Annotated in this window: 7 protein-coding genes; 6 read left to right on the top strand and 1 reads right to left on the bottom strand. The window is 44.3% G+C overall.

What is annotated here, in order from left to right:
- The first annotated feature begins 1227 nt into the window (after positions 1-1227).
- The 3 genes from QUA44_RS19375 to QUA44_RS19365 all read left to right on the top strand — a co-directional run bounded on the left by QUA44_RS19375 (position 1228) and on the right by QUA44_RS19365 (position 6055).
- Positions 1228-4167 (top strand): amino acid permease, encoded by a 2940-nt coding sequence (locus QUA44_RS19375; protein ID WP_333255649.1) that lies wholly within the window; start codon positions 1228-1230, stop codon positions 4165-4167.
- A complete protein-coding gene (locus QUA44_RS19370; RefSeq protein WP_333255651.1) occupies positions 4164-4541 on the top strand; it encodes a response regulator in 378 nt (125 codons plus the stop codon). Before QUA44_RS19375 ends, QUA44_RS19370 begins: the two co-directional genes overlap by 4 nt.
- Positions 4542-4690: 149 nt before the next feature.
- The gene (locus tag QUA44_RS19365; protein ID WP_333255653.1) at positions 4691-6055 is read left to right on the top strand and encodes a response regulator; all 1365 of its coding nucleotides are present in this window, start codon (positions 4691-4693) and stop codon (positions 6053-6055) included.
- A 248-nt stretch (positions 6056-6303) separates the two neighbouring features.
- Here QUA44_RS19365 and QUA44_RS19360 read toward each other — a convergent pair whose 3' ends face one another.
- Positions 6304-7671, bottom strand: a complete 1368-nt coding sequence (locus QUA44_RS19360) for a TldD/PmbA family protein (RefSeq protein WP_333255654.1) — start codon at positions 7669-7671, stop codon at positions 6304-6306.
- Positions 7672-7963: 292 nt separating this feature from the next.
- Between QUA44_RS19360 and QUA44_RS19355 the strand changes: the two genes are divergently transcribed.
- The 3 genes from QUA44_RS19355 (at position 7964) to QUA44_RS19345 (ending at position 15574) form a co-directional block, all read left to right on the top strand.
- Positions 7964-12241: a PAS domain S-box protein gene (locus tag QUA44_RS19355; protein ID WP_333255656.1), complete on the top strand. Its 4278-nt coding sequence runs from the start codon at positions 7964-7966 to the stop codon at positions 12239-12241.
- Positions 12242-12533: 292 nt separating this feature from the next.
- On the top strand, positions 12534-13391 hold the full coding sequence (locus QUA44_RS19350; RefSeq protein WP_333255657.1) for a DUF1361 domain-containing protein: 858 nt from the start codon (positions 12534-12536) through the stop codon (positions 13389-13391).
- Between the two features lie 212 nt (positions 13392-13603).
- The gene (locus tag QUA44_RS19345; protein ID WP_333255658.1) at positions 13604-15574 is read left to right on the top strand and encodes an ABC transporter ATP-binding protein/permease; all 1971 of its coding nucleotides are present in this window, start codon (positions 13604-13606) and stop codon (positions 15572-15574) included.
- Positions 15575-15958 lie beyond the last annotated feature (384 nt).

Raw genomic sequence — 15958 nt, 5'->3', positions numbered from 1 at the left:
AGTTGCAACTAGAATTTGCCCGTAGTTTGGTTTAGAGGGTTGTGCGAGAAATGCAGAATTCCGGCAACCACTACCTGTTAAGTTTTGACTCCTCTCTTAGTTGGTAGAAAAAACCCCGGTTTCTTGAAGAAACCGGGGTTTTTTATTGATAAGGAAGAAAAAAGAAGGAAGAGGGAACAGCCCTGCACGCACAAACTCTATCTGTAGGCTGCGCCTCGGCCCACAGAGACTCTACCAATAGCGGATTGAACAATTTTTTGCGTAAGTTATGAAGTCAGAAGGAAGAGGGAAGATGGAAGAACAAGACTTACGCTGTATTCCTTCTATTTTTACACTATCTGTATTCAGTTGACAGTTGACTTGGGATAGCGACCTCTACCTGGAAGGAAGAGGATTGGAGTAATGAATAGTCTTCTTTTAATTTCTCCCGCTTATGGGTTCCGGCTTTAAACCAATTCTTTCTGGTAGGTAATAAATTGCGCCTCGGCGCACCCTACTAATAACCACAGGACTTACGCAACTGGCAGATGGTGAGGGTGCGATCGCCCCCTCACCCATTAATTTAAGCAGTCCGGGGCACTGACAAGTGGACAGTCGCGACAAACTACCGGACTAAATCCAGCACAAATTACCTACAAAAACTGTTTGTTATTCGTTGGAAAATTGAGCAATTTCCTAGGGAAATCAAGCAACTTACCGGGAGATAATATTGGCATTGCCGTCTAGCTATAGTACCAATAAATCCTATTGCTTGCCATGAATTTTTGTGGTTAGCTGTCAAAATTTTAGCGAATAAAAATCGTCAAACAATATATAAAATTAAACAAAAAATACTATCAAAATCTTTAATTGAGCAACTAAAACTTGCCGAAATTCCGATATTTATTGTCTAATTTTATGGGGCTGGTATACGGAACTGTGACAGTTGCGTAAGTTCTAGCCAATTTCTATATAATGCCTGAATTCCCTAAACACCCAACGACTTAGCGGAAGCCTCAACGGCATGGCTAAAAGAACGCGAAATTTGCAAAAGTCAGAAGTCACAAATAAAATGTAATATTGAATGTAATATTGAAGATGGATTGAGATAGATTTTCCTGGTTGATTGGGAAAGGCTGCTTTGCCAAAATTTAAGACTAGGAACAATACTTAACAAAAAAAAATTATATCTATAAAGCTGAACATCGGGTAGCGACTGCAAAATCCAAAAAAAAATAAGTAAAACTGATGGCGACAGACATCCGACACCAGCCAGAAAACGGCTACCACTCAGAACCAACTCAGCCTTCCCCAATAGAAAATCTTAACAGCCGATCGCTCATGCGCCTGCCTCGAAGCCTGAGTGCGGTGGAAACATCGGGCTTTGGGCTCACAGGTCACGCCAATTGGTTTACCATCGCCACAGCTATCCAAGCAGCGATCGGGCCTAGCGCCATCTTCGTCTGGTTGCCCGGTATTATCATGGGCATGATGCTCAATCTACAGGTAAAACGCATCGGTGAGTATTTCCCAGACATGGCTGGGGGAACGCCCAACTATACCGCCCGAATGCTGAAAAATTATCCGGGTCTGGGAAGCTATGCAGCGATCGGATATTTTTTAAGCTGGGTAGCAACACTGCCAATTTCTGCGATCGTACTGACGCAGCTAATCAAAGTCAACCTCAATAGTTTAGGTTTTAGCTGTCCTGAAACTTTACTAAATATTACCTTCACGCTCCTACCCTTCATTTTGACATTCAGCGGCACTCGCGCCTTAAGTATTCTGCACGCCTTTTTTGTGTTGCCCACAGTCGGCGTATTATCCGTTTTTTCCATTTATGGTCTATTCTGGTTAGCTTTTTCCCCAAACAGTCCCGGCTTTTTCCCCGCAACTTGGCCGGAATTCACCTTTATTGACTGGGCTAAATGGTTTTACTTTGGTACATACATCTTCTACTGCTGTGACTCCGCCGCCAGTTTCGTAGCGGATAGCCGCAACCCTACTAAAACCTTGCAGTTTCTCAAAATTTCCGCACTGGGGATGCTGCCTGTGATTTTAGGAGGTGCTTGGGTACTGATGCGCTTGGCTACCGCTCCTGGTCTGAAAGATGACGTATTTTTGAATGTATTAGCTGCCTGTCAGGTATTATGGGGGCCCGGGGTTACCACCCTTGTCACCTTTCTAGTCGTCGCAAGCTGTCTTCTGAGTTGCGCGACTATTGTTTCCAACTGCCCCCGGATGTTGTACCAACTTGCCGTAGATGGGCATATTTCGCCAACATTCGCAGTTGTATCCCGACGGGGTGTATTTGGATTTGGGCTTGTCTTTGTTTTGGTTCTCAGTTTAATCTGTCTAGCTTGGGGAAATGTGCCTCGGCTTGTGGCAATTACTAATGTTGGCTTGGTTGTCTGCCTGATGATGTTCCATCTCTCACTATGGCTGCGACGGGGTAGGCCAGAAATTCGGTGGCCTTGGTGGTCGCTGGCATTCTTTGTAGTAGATGCGGTAGTTCTAGTCGTGGGAGGCTTGGCTTGGGGCTGGCAAGACTTTATCATTGGGTTGTTTTTTCCCATTGCCATTTTAGCAGTGGATGCAGGGATGAGTCGCATTGCCTTTGCCCCCTTCCATCCGTCATGGTGGATTCGGCTTTACCGCAAAAGTAGCAAGGTTAAAATCCCAGATTTTGTAGCCTATCAGGTTGTAGTTTTGATCTTGCTAATCGTCAGCGCTGTTGCTGTCGGCTGGATTTTTGGCCTCAAATTATATGCTAATTCTAGTGTTGGTTTGAATCTATTGGTAGTGGTACTCCTGACAGTTGCTTTTGTGGGGGTGGCCATTGCCTGCTGGACAAGCTTACCCCAAGTCGTCTCAATGGACGAAGCAAGAGAGGGAGCAGAACAGCTTTTTACCATTGCCCTAGATGCTATTGTAGTGCTGGATGAAAAAGGTATAATTCGTCAGACTAATCCCGCTGCTGAAAGCGTCTTCGGAATAGAGGCTACTCGGCTAATTGGGTCTCACCTGAACAAATTATTACCCGGATTAGGGGTTCAGCCAGAGCAGTGGCTCAGTCGCAGCGAACAAAATCTCAAGCTACCCGATGGAGACCCCCGCATCCTGGAAGTTGCCATCTCAGACCGATTCTCTCAAGATGCTTCCCTTTCCAATCGGGATCTGCAAGAATATGTTGCGATCGTCCGCGATATCACCGATCGCAAACAAGCCCAGAAAGCCCTGCAAAAGGCTAATGAGGAACTAGAAATCAAAGTCGAGGAGCGTACATCTGAACTCACCCATACTGTAGAGCAATTGCAAAATGAGATTGAAGAGCGCCAGCGGATAGAAGCAAATCTCAGAGCTATGCAAAATCAAATTGTTGTCCAAGAAAAACTAGCTTCTCTGGGTAGTTTAACAGCAGGGATTGCCCACGAAATCCGAAACCCATTAAACTTTGTCAACAATTTCTCAGAAGTTTCGGTCGAATTAACCGAAGAACTGTTTGCAGAATTAGAAAATCAAGGAGAACGGTTAGAGCCAGAAACAAATGAATATATTGCCGAGCTATTAACCGATCTCAAAGGAAATCTTAAAAAAATCAATCAACACGGTCAAAGAGCAGACAAAATAGTTGGCAATATGCTGTTGCATTCGAGGGGACAAAGCGGCCATTGGGAAGCCACAGATATAAATAGTTTGTTGGTCGAATATATCAATCTAGCCTATCACGGGATGCGAGCTAAGGAAACTGCTTTTAACATTACCATAGAAACCGACTATGACAGTGACATTGGCCAAGTAGAGGTCGTGCCACAAGACATAGGTAGGGTTTTTCTTAACATTATTAGCAATGCTTGCTATGCAGCCCATAAAAAGCAACAAGAAATGGGGTCAGGATTTTCACCTATACTTGACGTGAAAACTCGAAATCTGGACGGTCGGATTGAAATCCGCATTCGCGATAATGGCCCAGGGATAACGCCAGAGGTACTTGATAAAATTTTCAATCCCTTTTTTACTACAAAGCCACCAGCAGAAGGTACTGGTCTAGGTCTTTCTATCAGTCACGATGTTGTCGTCCAGCAACATCGCGGAGAACTAAAAGTTGAAACAGAAGTAGGAAACTACACAGAGTTTATCATCATATTGCCGAAAAAAATAGCCGAAATTAAGGAATTAAGAAAATGAAAGTAATGGTTGTAGACGACGAGGAAGATATTCAATCTTTGTTTACTCAAAAGTTTAGAAAAGAAATCAAAGCAGGGCAAATTCACTTTTATTTTGCCCTGTCAGCAGAGGCGGCTTTGGAATACTTAGAAAATCATAAAGAAGCGTCGATTGTCTTGATTTTGTCGGATATTAATATGCCCGGTATGAATGGGATAGAACTGCTCAGAATTATCAAAAAAAAGTTTCCCAATCTAAAAATTTTTATGATTACCGCTTATGAAGATGAGAACAATCACCAAACTGCAATGGCTTATGGGGCTGATGACTATATTACTAAGCCTGTGAATTTTGAAGTTCTCAAAAATAAAATAATAAATTTGGAGTCACAATGAAATATAATTGATAATTGCTAATTGCTAATTGCTAATTGCTAATTGCTAATTGCTAGTTGTTAGTTGCACCCAGTCTCCCAGTCTCCCAGTCTCCCAGTCTCCCTCTCCCCATCTTCCTTCTTCCTTCTACTAGCAACTAAGAGCCTAATATGCCAGCTAAAATATTATTTGTGGATGACGAGCCAGATTTAGAATCTCTAATTTCCCAGAAATTTAGAAAAAAGATCCGTGCGGAAGAATACCAGGTGTTTTTTGCGTATAATGGCGTAGAAGCGCTGGCAAAGTTACAAGAACAACCGGATATAGACATTGTGCTGACTGACATTAATATGCCAGTTATGGATGGTATCGTTTTGTTAGGGAAACTTAATCAGATAGCTTCCCTAGTCAAAACAATAGTTATATCGGCTTATGGCGACTTGGGAAATATTAGAAAGGCGATGAACGCCGGAGCCTTTGATTTTTTGACTAAGCCTATAGATTTTAATGATTTAGAAATTACAATTAACAAAACATTGTTCCACGTGCAACAGTTAAAGGAAAACGAGCGCTCCCGCCAAGAAAGAGAGGAGAAATTGCGGCAATCGGAAGTGCGAGAGCGAGAAAAAGCTCTCCAACTAGAAGCCGCAATGCAAAAGTTACAGCGCACCCAATCTCAGCTTATTCAGACTGAGAAAATGTCTAGCTTAGGACAGTTAGTTGCCGGTGTTGCCCACGAAATTAATAATCCGGTTAATTTTATTTATGGCAATTTAACTTATGTCAATGAGTATAGTCAGAAGCTATTGGATTTAATCAACCTTTACGAACAGCATGATGCCCATAATCACCCTGAAATCGAAGCTTTAATTGACAACATAGAGCTAGAATTTATCAGAGAAGATCTACCTAAAATGCTATCTTCGATGAAAGTAGGGGCTGAACGTATCCGTCAGATTGTGCTGACGTTGCGGAACTTCTCCCGCCTTGACGAAGCTGAGATGAAACCCGTTAATATTCACGAGGGCATCGACAGCAGTATAGTCATTTTGCAGAGTCGGCTCAAGCCTAAGCCGGATTGTCCACCTATTCAAATTATTCAAGAATATGGAGATTTGCCGAAAATAGAATGTTATGTGGGTCAGTTGAATCAGGTATTTATGAATTTGCTGAGCAATGCGATTGATGCCTTGAATTCCTATGACAAAAAACGCAGCCCGGAGCAAATTAAAAACGAGCCTAGTACGATTACGATTCGTACTGCTATCCTAAATCAGGATTGGGTAATAATCAGTGTGAAAGACAATGGGCTGGGGATAACAAGTGAGGTAAGAACCCATCTATTTAGTCCTTTCTTTACAACTAAACCTGTGGGTCAAGGTACTGGTTTGGGATTATCTATTAGCTATCAGATTGTGGTGGATAAGCACGGCGGAGATTTGAAGTGTTTATCACAGCCAACAGAGCGGGGTGCAGAATTTGTGATTGAGATTCCTATTAGGCAGAATAATCGGGTAGAGATGAAGGAAACTTAAGGGGAATTAAACACAAAATCAGGGTAAAGTCTATAATCGCGATCGCACTTCCCGAATTTCTCTGTAATTTATGAAGCCTCCCAAACACCGAACGACCTAGCTGAAGCCCTCAATAGTAGATTGTCAGTGGTTTGTCAGCTTGTAAGTACCCCAAACCGCTTAAGGTGAGGGTGTGATCACGCCCTCACCTTAACCAGTTGCGTAAGTATTGAACTAATAACTAATGACTAATGACTAATGACTAATGATTATCTTCCTCCGACTACAACATTTTTTATCCGCAAATGGGGGCCGCCGACGCTGACGGGTAAACCGCTTTGGCCACCTTTGCCGCAGCCGCCGTAGGCATAAACTGAGTCGTTGCCGATCGACTCAATATCCTTTAAAGTCTGAAATACATTGCCGCTTAAAGTAACATCGCTCACCGGTTCGGCCAATTTGCCGTTGCGAATCATGAAGCCTTCTGCTGCTGCAAAGGTAAACATTTCGCCGTTGGTTTGTCCTCCCAACATCCGCACTGCATACACTCCTTCCTCAATGTCGCCCACCATTTCATCAAAAGAATGTGCGCCAGATTCGATCGCCGTATTAGTCATCCGCACCAACGGCATAAAAGTAGCGCTCAGAGCCCTGGCATTTCCCGTCGGAGCTTCGCCCATTTTGCCCGCAGTCTCGCGATTGTGCATCCGAGCTGCTAAAACTCCATTTTTGATTAAATGCTTGCACTGAGCGGGCACGCCTTCGTCGTCGTATTTGAGAGTTCCCGGCAATCCCGGCAGAGTTGCGTCGTCAATTACGTTCAATTGTTCGATCGCCACAGGCTTGCCCAAAGTCAACAATTCCTGCATTTTCGGGTTTTCGTAAATGCCGTCAGCTTCCGACAAATGACCGAAAGCTTCGTGAATAAACACCCCCGACAAATAAGGGTCTAAAATCACCGGATACTGACCGCCTTTGACCGGTTTTGCGTCTAGTTGGCTTACAGCTCGAACAGCCGCACTCTTAACACGATCTTCAATATTTGTCAAGACACCGTAGTCCGATCGCGAGTGAATCGACTCAAACCCTTGACGGACGACACCATCTTCATTGCGGGCGATCGCCCCGAAACGCCCCGTCACGTCCAAGCGCTCCTGAGCGATCGAAGTGCCTTGAGAATTCACAAAATAAGTAATCCCAAATCGATCGCTGTAACCGGCCATTGTTGTCTGAATTCGTGGGTCGTAATCTAACAGCAACTGGTTGTAAGATTCGAGCAACTTGCGCTTTTCTGCTAGAGTGATCGATCGCGGATCATGACCCAATTCCACCGCTACATAATCTTGAATCGGCGTGACATCTGCTAGTACAGTTTTTTCGCTGCCAACTAAACGAGACTGCACGACAGCTTCTTCAATGCGAGCTTTTAACTCAGCTAAACCGTTAAAAGTTACAAAACTCCAGCCGCCTTTGTGACAAGCGCGGATGCCGCCAGCGAGACTAAAACTGCGGTTGACAGCATCTAACTGAGGGCCGCGAAAACTAATCGCTGTTGACTCGCTTTGTTCGAGGCGAACTTCTAGATAATCTACTCGATCGCGATAAGGTGCGATCGCTTCCATCAACTGTTCCTGCATCAAATTGCCCCTATGAAGATTTACGCCCAGCGCTGAAAAAAATTATTGCTAACCCTATTTTAACCAATAAATCCCGTCTTTCGGGTGCGCGAGTCCGAACGGGGAGAGGGAGAGTCTGGGCTGTTTCATTCTAGAAAAAATCAGGGTTTTGTCTCGTAGGGGTAGTGCCCCCGTGCCTACCCCTCCACTCTTGCCCCAAGCCCGGTATGCCGGAAATTTTGCATCTGCCTAGAAAAATAGAATTAAAATAAATCTATCTAAAGACTTAAAAATATCGCTTAAGTGCCGGCAAATGGAATACTTTAAGATTAAAAAATTCCAAATTTCACCTTATTTAGCAGCAATTGCTACATCAGTAGCAATTTTGGTCGGAGTTGGCATTTTAGACCGATCGGAACAACAGCGATTTTTGCAGTACAGCCGCACTAGCACGATCGATCGGCTCAGCACAGTCCGTTCTAAGCTGGAAAGCTCTTTGAATTCCCGGCTGTTTTTGATCCGGGGTTTGGTGGCTGACATTTCCAACAACCCAAACATCACCGAAGCCCAGTTTACAGCGACGGCGAGAATTCTGCTGGCACAGCAAACGGGGATTCGCAGCGTAAGTTTAGTTAAAGGCACGACGGTCGCTTACATTTATCCGCGGGAGAGAAATCAAAAGGCGATCGGGGTTGACTTGACGGCAGTACCCGAACAGCGAGAAATGATCGAAGATGTCATCAACACCAGAAAAACTTTGCTTGCCGGGCCAGTGAAATTATTGGAAGGGGGCGTGGGGTTCATCAGCCGATCGCCCATTTTTCTCACACCCTCCGGCGCAGATCCCGAAACAGGAGTTTACTGGGGCTTGGCAAACCTGGTTCTCAACAAAGATTCCCTGTTTGACGAAGCAGGACTCAACGATTCGTCAGCCAAGCTGCAATACGCTGTGCGCGGCAAAGACGGGAGGGGAAAGTCCGGCGACGTGTTTTTCGGCGACAAGTCGATTTTTCAGAAAAGTCCCATGCTTCTGGAAATCACTTTGCCCAACGGTTCCTGGCAGTTGGCAGCAATTCCGGCGGGAGGATGGCCAAAGAATTCGCCGTTGCGGGGGTGGTTGCTGTTTGGTGGCTGCTTGCTGGCTGTTTTCTGCGGGGCGGTGGCCTTTAGTTGGGTCTACGGGCCTGCGAAATTGCGCGCGAACGAAGCTAAGTACCGGCAATTGGTGGAGAATACTAACAGCATTATTGTGCAGTTAGACAGCGAAGGTAAGATTACTTTTTTTAATGAGTTTGCGGAAACTTTTTTCGGGTATTTAGAAGCAGAAATAATTGGCAAAAGTGTGATCGGCACAATTGTAGATTCGGCCGATTTGTCGGAAAATCATTTAGCCGTAATAATTCGAGACTGTGCGACAGAACCGGACAAATATTTCAAACACGAAAATCAAAACATCCGCCGCAATGGCGAAAAAGTCTGGGTAGCCTGGAGAAACCAACCTTTGCTTGATGACCGAGGACGAGCGATCGGGATCCTGTCGGTGGGTACAGATATTAGCGATCGCAAAAAAGCTGAAATCGCCCTGCAAGCTTCTGAATCAGAATTGCGAGCTTTGTTTGCGGCCATGAGCGACGTAATTTTTGTGCTCGATATTGAAGGACGCTTCCTGAAAATTGCCCCCACAAATCCCGAACTTTTGTACAAGCCACCGGCCGAACTTGTCGGACAAAAAACCCGCGATATATTTGAACCAGAAATAGCAGAAATGTTTCTGAAGCAAATTCGCCTCGCCCTCGCTACGAATCAAATCAGTAGTTTAGAATATAACCTGCCAATTGGCAGCGAACAAAAGTGGTTTTTCGCTAACATTTCCCCCATGAAAGAAAATACGGTTCTCTTGGTAGCCCGCGACATTACGCAGCGCAAGCAATCTGAAAATTGGTTGAGCGGTCAAAAACAAATTTTAGAAATGATTGCTCAGGGCGCTTCTCTGGGCGATACTTTAAATACCTTAATTGAAATTGTCGAACAGCAATCGAGAGATGTTATGGGTTCGGTTTTGCTGTTAGATAAAGACGGTCAACATTTGCTGCACGGAGCCGCGCCGAGTTTGCCGGAAAGTTACAATGCTGCTGTTAATGGTGCAGCCATCGGCCCGGATGTCGGTTCCTGCGGCACTGCTGTTTACCGCCGCGAACCAGTGATCGTTACAGATATTGCTACCGATCCTTTGTGGGAAAATTATCGAGATTTAGCCTTTACTTTTGGACTTAGATCTTGCTGGTCTAGTCCTATTTTTTCGTCGGTCGGCGAAGTTTTAGGGACTTTCGCCATGTATTGCGCCCAACCGCGCGCTCCCGAAAATTTTGAGCTGCAGTCGATCGAAACTGTCAGGCATTTAGCAGGAATTGCGATCGAGCGCAAACAAGCAGAAGAAAGTCTCAAACAGCTCAATCAAGAACTAGAAAATAGAGTCGAACAAAGAACAGCTCAATTGCTCCAAACAGAAGAACGTTGGCAGTTAGCGCTCAAAGGCAATAATGACGGTATTTGGGATTGGAACTTGCACACGAGAGAAATATTCCTATCCGATCGCTTTAAGGAAATCACCGGATACGAACACAGGCCAAATCTCGATTACTTTGACGAATGGAACAGAGGCACGCATCCCGACGATTTAGACTTAGTAATGCAAGCTTTCCAAGACCATTTAGACAGAACAACACCCCATTATATCATCGAATACCGCTTGTGGTGCTACAACAGCTCCTACAAATGGATACTCTGTCGGGGACAAGCTTTGTGGGACGCATCTGGAAAAGCAGTCCGCATTGTTGGTTCAATTACTGACATTACGGAGCGCAAACAAGCAGAGGAAGCACTGCGTTCAAGCGAGGCAAAATTTCAAAAGCTGTCGGCTAATTTGCCGGGAATGATTTATCAATGTTTGCTGCGTCCAGATGGCTCTGTCAGTTTCCCTTACATGAGTCCAGCTTCCCGAGAAATGTTTGAATTAGAACCCGAATCTGTTATACAAAATTCGGCTTTACTAATAGATTTGGTTCATCCTGAAGACAGCCAAAATTATTACGAATCTATTACTATTTCAGCGCAAAGTTTGCAACCTTGGGAGTGGGAAGGACGGCTGGTGCTGCCTTCAGGCAAAATTCGCTGGTTTCAGGTAATTTCGCGTCCTGAAGCTAAAGAAAACGGCGATATTCTTTGGGACGGCATCACCATTGATGTGACGGATCGCAAACAAGCTGAATTAGCTTTGCAACACAGCCAGCAGTTTGTTCAAAAAATTGCCGATGCTACTCCCGGTATTTTGTATCTCTACGACTTGGAAGAACAGCGAAATGTCTATGCTAATTCTTCTATTGGCACGATTTTGGGCTATAGCTTTGACGAAATTCAAGCGATGGGTGCGTCACTGATTCCTCAGTTAATGAACCCCGAAGATTTGTCAAAAGTTCTGGAACATCACGCGAGCTTTGCAGGAATTGAGGATGGCAAAGTTCTGGAAATTGAGTACCGGATGCAGGGCGCAGACAATCAATGCTTTTGGCTGCAAAGTAGGGATAGTATTTTTAGCAGGAATTCTGAAGGTCAGCCCAAGGTAATAATTGGATTTTCCCAGGATATTACGACTCGTAAACAAGCAGATGAATATCTGCGACAAAGCGAGGCGCGAGAAAGATCGAGATCCCGAGAGTTAGAGTCAGCGCTGCTGGAATTACGCTCTACTCAATCTCAGCTCATTCAAACTGAAAAAATGTCTTCTTTGGGGCAATTAGTTGCAGGCATCGCCCACGAAATTAATAATCCGGTTAACTTTATTCACGCTAACATTGATTATCTCAAGCAGTATACTACACAGTTGATCGATCTGGTGACTCTTTACGAACATGAGTATCCCGAACCTAATCCAAAAATTGTCGATCGCATTCAAGAGATTGATTTGGATTTCATGGCTGAGGATTTAATAAAAATTGTGGGTTCGATGCAGGTGGGAACCGAGCGCATCCGGCAAATTGTGTTGTCGCTCAGGAATTTCTCGCGGCTGGACGAATCGGCAATGAAGCCCGTTGATATTCACGCGGGAATTGATAGCACTTTGTTGATTTTGCAGCATCGCTTGAAGAGTCACGACAGCCGCCCAGCAATTGAAGTAATTAAGGAGTTCGGCAAAGTGCCACTGGTGGAGTGCTATGCGAGCCAACTGAATCAGGTGTTTATGAATATTATTGCTAATGGAATTGATGCTATTGAAGAACGATATCACCAGTTATCGGTTCCACAATCAGAGACAAAGAGTGGACGGATTGCTATTTCCACTGGTGTAACCCCCCAGAACACTGTTAGGGTAGAAATTTCGGACAACGGTACGGGCATTCCCGAGGGGATAGTCGATCGCATTTTTAACCCGTTTTTTACTACGAAAGCTGTGGGGAAAGGTACGGGGTTGGGAATGTCTATCGCGCACTCGATTGTGGTGGAAAAGCACAAGGGCAAGATTGACTGTATTTCGTCCATAGGATGCGGAACGACTTTTAAGATTGAGATTCCGATCGACAAAGTGCATAAATAGTAGGGTGCGTCACTCGATTTTAGATTTTAGATTTTAGATTTTAGATTTTAGATTTTAGATTTTAGATTTTAGAATTCACTCCACAGTGGTAGAGTGCGTCAGTCGATTTTAGATTTTCAGGCGCGGGCGTGGAGTCATAAGCTGACGCACCCTACAAGTATTAGCAGTTATTGATTTTCAGGCGCGGGCGTGGAGTCATAAGCTGACGCACCCTACAAGTTAACGACTAAAATAGATTGAAGCTGCTAAGGTAGCGGTGCTGCATCAAACCTTTAATTGTATAAAAATTGACATGATGGGATTAATCCTGGAAGCGCTGCAAGCAATGGGACATAATGTCCGGTGGATGTCTTGGAATTTGTTTTTGGCTTTAGTACCGCTGGGCCTGAGTTTTTGGCTGTTCCGCAAACCTCGATCGCGCTGGCTGCTGTGGGGTACGGCCTTTCTCCTGGGCGCTACTTTTTTGTCCAGCACGCGCCCTGTTTTTGCCTATCTGAAGCACATAGTGCAAGATGTGGGCAAAACTTACGTTTTGGGGGCGATCGCGATTACCCTGGCCTTGATGGCTTTAGACATCTGGGTACTGCGGCAGCGCGGAGTTCGCTCTCTCCGCTGGTGGGGCGGTTTTTTCTGGTTTATCGCATTTTTGCCTAATGCGCCCTACGTTTTAACTGATATCATTCACCTGATCCGCCAGATTAAAGAGGGGAACTCGGTGTGGATTGTGACTCTAGCTTTGATCCCGCAGTATCTGGTGTTTATGCTGGTCGGGTTTGGGGCTTACGTCCTGTCGGTGATGAATTTGGGTTACTATTTGAAGCAACAGGGTTGGAGTAGATTTATCCTGGCAACGGAGATAACTATACACGCACTTTCGGCGATCGGGATTTATTTAGGGCGATTTATCCGCTTCAACACTTGGGATATTCTGACTAATCCCGATGCGCTGGTTAACACCGTAATGAATGATTTGATTGGTAAGCGTCCGGTTGTAGTAATGGCTGCAACCTTTGTAGTAATTGCTGTTTTGTATTGGCTAATGAAACAAGTAATTTTGGGGATTAGCCAGCGATTTTACAGCAGCCAGTCGCAGTCGGACTTGGCCGGCGAAAGCGCGACTTCTTCCGATCCCATCGATTTGAGATTTTAGATTTTAGATTAAAGAATTGACTCCGCAGATGAATCTAAGAGCTTGAACTAACGTCCAAACTTTTTTGGTCTCCACCACTTAAGTCGGAAAACAAGTATCCGTCTGTGGGTGAGACCAATTTTTTTCGCGAACCTCCCAAATAAATTTCTGCATCAGTTGGTTACAAGACTTGATATGTTAGAACAGTCAAAGTAGTTTTGTAAACAGCAAAGATGAATCGATTTGACCGTCAGTTGTGGCAGAGATTTATTGCGATCGCTCAACCTTACTTTTATCCTTTAGAGCCTGGAGGTGGCAGAATCTTTTTAGGATTAGTAGCGCTGTTGTTGATATTTCTCTTCGCTGCGATGTTTGTGCTCGTCAGCGCTGTATGTTTGGGTACTCAAGTCTTATTTCCCGAATTTGTAAATAGTATTGCTGCGGGCTTAGTTACTTTGTTGAAAGGAATTATTAATTCGCCCGCAATTGCAATCATTGGTTTAATGCTAATCCTACCGGTGGCTGCTTTTGTCTTTTTCGGAAGCAAGTTGATACCGCGCTGGAAGCAGTGGACAATGTTAGCTCTGCTGCTATTTTTGTCGCTGTCAGTTAGCGGAATTAACGTAGTAATTAGCTACATTAATAACTTTTTTACGACAGCACTTGCTGAAAAAGATCAGACCACTTTTTGGCGGTTTATGTGGGTTTATGCTGGAGCTTTCATCATCGCTACTCCGATAGTGGTGATTTATCGCTATACCCAAGATAAACTAGGGCTGTATTGGCGAGAGTGGATGACTGATAGTTTCCTGGATAGATATTTTCAAAACCGCGCTTATTACGAAATAAATTCTCAAAACGAAATCGACAATCCCGACCAGCGACTCGCTGAAGATATCAAATCTTTCACTAGCACGAGTTTATATTTTTTGCTGCTGATGTTGGGAGCAGTTATTGATGTTATTTTTTTTACGGGTATTCTGTGGTCTATTTCTAAAAGTCTTTCGATCGGACTAATCATTTATGCTGTCTTTGGCACGGCAATAATGGTAATTTTTGGCAAAAAGTTGATTGTTTTGAACTTCAATCAGCTCCGCAAAGAAGCTGACTTTCGCTATGGCTTGGTTCACATTCGGGACAATGCAGAATCAATTGCTTTTTATCGTGGAGAAGCACAGGAATCTGTTCAGGTGAAACACCGATTTTTAGCAGCAATTCGGAACTTTAATTTTCTAATTGGGTGGCAGCGTAATCTGCAATATTTTACACTCAGCTATAAATATGCAACTTATATTATACCCTCTTTATTTCTGGCTTCTATCTACTTTGCAGACCAGATAAAATACGGCGATATTACTCAAGCTGAATTTGCTTTTCGTCAGGTTTTAGAGGCATTTTCTTTAGTGGTATATAATATTGAAGACTTGAGTGCTTTTGCAGCGGGGATTAATCGTCTAGCTACGTTTAATGAGTCTTTAAAAGATGAAAAAAATGCTGTTAAATTCGACGACGAAATTAGAACAATCGATACAGTTATAAGTTCGCAGTTGACATTGGAACACGTTACTTTAGATACTCCGAAACATCAAAAGACTTTGATTAGGGATTTGTCGGTAGCTGTGTCGCCAGGAGAAGGACTATTAATTGTCGGGCAAAGCGGTGCTGGAAAGAGTTCTTTGCTGCGGGCCATTGCGGGTTTGTGGGACGCGGGAACGGGCCGTTTGGCGCGGCCGGAATTGGGGGAAATGTTGTTTTTGCCGCAGCGTCCTTATATGATTTTGGGTAATTTGCGATCGCAACTTTTGTATCCCAATAGCAGCAGCGAGGTTGATGAGGAAAAATTGCGCCGCGTTTTGGCATCAGTAAACTTAGCAGATTTGCCGGACAGATTGGGCGGTTTTGATGCGGATTTAGATTGGGGTGAGATTTTGTCGCTGGGAGAACAGCAACGTTTAGCTTTTGCTAGATTGTTATTGACAGAACCGCGATATGCTATTTTGGATGAGGCGACAAGTGCTTTGGATTTGAAGAACGAGCAACATTTATACGAGCAGTTGCAAGCCACTAAAACTACGTTTGTGAGTGTCGGCCACCGATTGAGTTTAGTGAAATATCACCAGCAGGTTTTGGAACTTGTGGGCGATGGGAGTTGGCGGCTGCTTTCGGCCCAAGAATACCGCGCTAGTGCGACAATTTTTGGCTGATACAGCGCTGCTTTCAAAAATTGTAAATTTACCTGGTTTTTGGTTCGTGGTGGGTTGTGGTGCGGTTGGAGCTTTATGGTTTGGTGCTATAAATTAATCGCCGCGCCTCCACTCTACAATAGGTTTTACGGGTAGGCAGACAGCAACAATTTATGGTGATCAACTCCCCGTTTCTCATACCATCTTAGATTAAAGAATTAAAGAATTGAAGAATTGGGAATGACTGATTGTGTATTGGTTTGGAGCACGGGCCTACAGTTGCATTTTTTTAAACTGGTATCACAATCAATAATTGGGTATAAATATCTAAAACTGCCCAAACAGCAAAAAGCAAGCTGAACGTTTGCAAATTCGATTTAATTGCTCGCCCGCGAGAACTCACAC

The organism is Microcoleus sp. N9_A2 (genome assembly GCF_036701775.1).
Classification (GTDB): Bacteria; Cyanobacteriota; Cyanobacteriia; order Cyanobacteriales; family Microcoleaceae; genus Microcoleus.
This window is presented reverse-complemented; position numbering and strand designations above follow the sequence as displayed.

Coding starts and splice junctions, on each gene's coding strand:
- QUA44_RS19365 (WP_333255653.1), top strand. CDS start 4,691: ATGCCAGCTAAAATATTATTTGTGGATGACGAGCCAGATTTAGAATCT.
- QUA44_RS19345 (WP_333255658.1), top strand. CDS start 13,604: ATGAATCGATTTGACCGTCAGTTGTGGCAGAGATTTATTGCGATCGCT.
- QUA44_RS19350 (WP_333255657.1), top strand. CDS start 12,534: ATGATGGGATTAATCCTGGAAGCGCTGCAAGCAATGGGACATAATGTC.
- QUA44_RS19370 (WP_333255651.1), top strand. CDS start 4,164: ATGAAAGTAATGGTTGTAGACGACGAGGAAGATATTCAATCTTTGTTT.
- QUA44_RS19355 (WP_333255656.1), top strand. CDS start 7,964: ATGGAATACTTTAAGATTAAAAAATTCCAAATTTCACCTTATTTAGCA.
- QUA44_RS19360 (WP_333255654.1), bottom strand. CDS start 7,671: ATGCAGGAACAGTTGATGGAAGCGATCGCACCTTATCGCGATCGAGTA.
- QUA44_RS19375 (WP_333255649.1), top strand. CDS start 1,228: ATGGCGACAGACATCCGACACCAGCCAGAAAACGGCTACCACTCAGAA.